A 4,765-nucleotide genomic window follows, 5' to 3' on the forward strand; every position below is an offset into this window, starting at 1 on the left:
CTAGTCAGGTTTGTTCGAGTTGCGGACACCGAGACGGCAAGAAGCCGCTCAATATCCGGGAGTGGGACTGCCCGACATGCGGGGAATACCTTGACAGAGATATCAATGCCAGCAAAAACCTCTTGGCGTTGGCCAAGTAAAAGAAAATCAATGAGGCAGGGACTGCCTTTTGAGCCTACCCCTATCCGATTCCACTGTCTGTATGAAGTCTGTGCAGACAAGAATGAAGTTCGTAGGAAGCCCCCACTTCAAAATCCAAAGGATTTAAGTGGTGGGTAGTTCACCAAGAGGAATTGCAGATCTCAGCTATAAAACCTGCCGCAAGCAGAATGCGACTGAAGAGAATCTGCTTAGTCTTATCGAACACAACCTGACCACCCTTGAAGCAATGATTGATTATAATAATCAAAATGATATCCGACTGTTCAGGATGAGCTCAGATATCATTCCATTCGGCTCTGATTTTTCCGTTAACGACCTCGACTGGTCACAAATCTTTAAGGAACAGTTTGAGCTGATCGGTAAAAAAGTGAAAGATTACGGTATAAGAGTATCCATGCACCCTGGACAGTATACTGTATTAAATTCAAAAAATGAGGATGTGGTGAACAGGGCAATAGATGATTTGACATACCATACCCTGTTCATCGACAGCCTGAATGTAGATGCCTCTGGTATTTACTTGGGCATATATAGGAATCATAATTGAAAACGAAAATCAGCTGTTCTTACTGACGATTATTTCGGGAGTGGGAGTTGTATTCCATCTTCTTGCTTCAGCGATCGTAGGCTTTGATAATATGAGAAGCAGAGCAGAAAGGTAAGTAGACTGGACTTTAAATCAGCAGCAGGAAGCAATACCCTGTAATCAGCTGATTTAAAGTCTATTTTTATTGGCAGATTATAGATTTGAATCGTCAGATACAATATGCGACTTGAAAGGTTCTTAAAGCTTTTCATTAGAGATTCGAGAATTGCTCATTCAGCCGAATAAAAAAATGTTATAATGAGTCAGTTATTACCTGAAAGGGATGAAGCATAATGACCCAATTGACAAAAAAACTTCCCGGACTCTTGCTGGCGACAGGGATAGCCGTAATAGCTGTTCTGATCGAAACTATACTTCCGGGGCATTTTATCGGTTCAGCGGTTTTAGCCATGTTCATTGGCATAGGATTCCGTGCACTGTACTACAAACCTGAACTATTGAATGAAGGTGTTCAATTCACCTCAAAAAAAGTACTTAAATTTGCTATTATATTATTAGGATCTTCCTTGAACATGTCCATCATTCTTCAAGTGGGCAGCCGTACATTGATCGTTCTGTTATTTACCTTACTGACAGCTTTCGGAGGAGGGTATTTACTGGGCAGACTGTTCAAGATCAACTGGAAGCTGAGCAACATGATTGCTGCGGGAACGGCAATTTGTGGAGGATCAGCCATTGCAGCGATGGCACCTGTTATTGAAGCGGATGATGGCGATGTCTCATATGCTATTTCTTCTACATTTATCTTTGACATGGTAATGGTCATTCTGTACCCTATCATTGGACAGCTCCTGTCTTTAAGCGATCAGTTCTTCGGCTTCTGGTCCGGGACATCCATCAATGACACCTCAAGTGTTGTTGCAGCAAGTTTTGCTTTCTCAGAAGCAGCTGGAGAAATTGCGACCATGGTCAAACTGACCCGGACACTGGCTATCATACCGACCGTAATTATTTTTTCTGCTATCTATTTCAGACAGAAACTGAAGCAGCCCAATCAGTGGAATGAGAAAGTGTCATTGCAGAAGCTATTCCCATGGTTCATCGCATGTTTTGTACTTTTCGCAGGACTGAATACAATTGGACTGATACCAGTAGAGCTAAGTGGTGCAATGCGACAAGCCAGCCGATTTTTAATGGTCATTGCTCTGGCAGCAATCGGTCTGAAAACGAATGTAAGGCAGTTTGCCCGAACAGGATGGAAGCCATTTGTCCATGCAATCATCCTGTCCAGTCTCGTAGTCGTTGTATCTTTTGCAGTCGTAGCCATAGTCTTATAATACAAGGAGGAAACGAGTGAAAAAACTACTCAAGTATATCGGTATACTTTTAGGTGTCATTTTATTTATCTGGTTTATTCTATTCCTTTTTCCGCTGTCTTCAGATAGTGAACGAGCATTTTTTGAAGGAGATGAAGGCACATTAGTCATTGCTCATCGTGGAGGACTGGATCATGCCCCTGAAAATACGCTGGAGGCATTCAGTCATGCCCGAACCATAGGTGTAGATATCCTGGAGTATGACGTCTTCATCACTGCAGATGGCGAACTGGTGGCTATTCACGACGAGACAGTCGACCGTACAACAGACGGAACAGGCCGTGTGAATGAGATGACTCTGGAAGAAATTCAGTCCCTGGATGCCGGCTACCACTTTCAACATGAGTCCGGAGAGTACGAATATAGAAATACTGGAGTATATATTCCGACAGTAGAAGAAGTATTCCAGGAGTTCAGCAATGTGAGACAGCTGATCGAACTGAAAGCAACGAATGATCCGGAGCGCTATGAAGAGATGATCCAGGAAATGTGGCGACTAATCGAAGAATATGATATGCATGATACGGTGCTGATAGCTAGTTTTGACCACGAAATCAATCTAAGATTTAATGAAGTAGCTGACGGGTCAGTGGCTATCGGTGCAGGCGAGCAGGAAACGCGCCAGTTTGTTACTCTGCATAAGGCTTTTCTGAATCTGCTCTATCAGCCAACAGCGGATGCTTTTCAGCTTCCTGTCGAACAGGAAGGCTTTAATCTTGCTGACTGGAAACTGATCAGAGGAGCCGAAAACAGAGGGATGGATGTCTACTACTGGACCATCAACGATGAAGCCACTATGAGAGATCTGATCGATCTTGGTGCACATGGCATCATGACAGATGATCCTGAATTACTAATCGATATTTTAAATGAAGATTGACATTAATCGTCTTGAAAGGATTGACTTATGAAGATAACACTATTTGAAACAAGTGACATACACGGCTACCTTTTCCCAACGGACTATCAGTCACGTCGTCATGAAGCGACTTACGGACTGTTCAAGATTGCCTCACTACTTAAAAGTGAACGTGAGAAACTTAATGGACCGAGTATTACGATTGAAAATGGGGATCTGATACAGGGTTCGCCTTTTACACATTATGTGGTAAAGGAAAAGAAAGAAGCGACTGTGGTGATGGAAGCGGCCAACGCCTGTGGATTTGACATAGGAGTCATTGGAAACCATGAATTCAATTATGGTCTGGACTATCTGAACAGTGCGGTCAGGAGTGCAGACTATCCTATACTTAGCGCAAATATCCTTAACGATAATGGCGAACCGGCTTTTGGTCAGGCGTATAAAATTATCGAAAAAGAAGGCGTTAAAATAGCCATACTTGGACTGACCACCCCTTATATCCCTAACTGGGAACACCCTGAGAACTACGAAGGCCTTACATTTGTTTCTGCAGTTGAGAGTGCGAAGAAATATGTGCCTTATTTAAAAGAGCAGGCCGACGTTGTAGTCGTAAGTTATCATGGCGGTTTTGAAAAAGACCTGGAGACAGGAGAAGAGACGGAAATACAGACCGGAGAGAATGAAGGCTATGCATTGCTGCATGACGTAGAAGGGATAGATGTGTTGCTCAGCGGACACCAGCATAGGGTCATTGCTCAGAAAGTGGGGCAGACCGCAGTCGTTATGCCCGGGGATAAAGGAAGATATTTAGGAAAAGTGACATTGGACATTGAAGAAGCTGACGGACAGTACACCCTTATTGATGCCATACCTGAACTTCTGTCGACGGAACAGGTGGATGTAGATGAATCGACCGCTGATGCGTTCAGATCAGTAAATGAAGAGGTCAGTAAATGAAGAGGTAGAAGCATGGCTGGATCAGCCAATCGGAAAAGTCGAAGGAGATATGACGATTTCGGACGTGGAAGCCGCTCGCCGTATAGAGCATCCTTATGTGGAATTTGTAAATAAGGTTCAGATGTATTATGCGGAATGTGACATTTCAGGTACGGCTCTTTTCAATAACCAAGCTAGAGGATTCAAAAGAGAAGTAACGATGCGAGATGTCGTCCTGAATTACATTTATCCGAACACGCTGGCTGTACTGAAAGTAAGTGGAAAAGATCTGAAAGCGGCACTAGAGCGGTCGGCAACTTACTTTGAACTGGATGAAACCGGGGACATCATCGTCAATCCGTCATTTATGACACCGAAACCCCAAATGTACAACTATGATATGTACGAGGGCATTGAGTATACGATCGATGTGGCAATGCCTCAAGGGGAACGGATCGTTGAATTTTCCTATGAAGGGAAAGACATCATACCTGAAGACAGCCTGGAGATCGTTATTAATCAGTACCGAGCTGTAGGCGGAGGCGATTACGACATGTTTGATGCCTCTAAAATCATCCGCGAGGTCACGATCCCTATGAATGAGCTGATGGGAGACTACTTCAGTCAGTTTTCACCAATCAAGGCAGAAGCCAACCGCAACTTCAAAGTAACCGCATCAAAGTAATCAGAAAGTAAAAAAGACACGAGACGAGTCAGGTCCTGATTTAACAAAGGAAATGACCGTTACCGTGTCTTCCTGACTTTAGTAGTTTTAAAAACTAAAAACTACCCTAAACACTGTTAATACACTGTTTAAGGTAGTTTTTTTGGATTGTTTATTGTCCATTTATATAATTTATCGTTAAATCAAGTCCGGTCGCT

At 43.2% G+C, this 4,765-nt stretch carries 4 protein-coding genes and 1 pseudogene; all 5 read left to right on the forward strand.

Annotation, left to right across the window (positions count from 1 at the left end):
• A partial coding sequence (locus ACYQ4S_RS10775; RefSeq protein WP_459771093.1) for a zinc ribbon domain-containing protein occupies nucleotides 1-140 on the forward strand: 140 nt, incomplete at its 5' end.
• Nucleotides 141-271: 131 nt separating this feature from the next.
• Nucleotides 272-709, forward strand: coding sequence for a hypothetical protein (locus ACYQ4S_RS10780; RefSeq protein WP_459771087.1), 438 nt, complete (start codon nucleotides 272-274; stop codon nucleotides 707-709).
• Nucleotides 710-1,041: 332 nt separating this feature from the next.
• Nucleotides 1,042-2,046 (forward strand): YeiH family protein, encoded by a 1,005-nt coding sequence (locus ACYQ4S_RS10785; protein WP_459771089.1) that lies wholly within the window; start codon nucleotides 1,042-1,044, stop codon nucleotides 2,044-2,046.
• A gap of 16 nt (nucleotides 2,047-2,062) precedes the next feature.
• Nucleotides 2,063-2,965 (forward strand): glycerophosphodiester phosphodiesterase, encoded by a 903-nt coding sequence (locus ACYQ4S_RS10790; protein ID WP_459771091.1) that lies wholly within the window; start codon nucleotides 2,063-2,065, stop codon nucleotides 2,963-2,965.
• A gap of 27 nt (nucleotides 2,966-2,992) precedes the next feature.
• A pseudogene (locus tag ACYQ4S_RS10795) lies at nucleotides 2,993-4,568 on the forward strand (bifunctional metallophosphatase/5'-nucleotidase).
• Nucleotides 4,569-4,765: the final 197 nt, after the last annotated feature.

The organism is Alkalibacterium sp. s-m-28, from assembly GCF_054658175.1.

Excerpts from the sequence above, each read along its gene's own strand:
- ACYQ4S_RS10785 (WP_459771089.1), top strand. The coding sequence starts at position 1,042 with ATGACCCAATTGACAAAAAAACTTCCCGGACTCTTGCTGGCGACAGGG.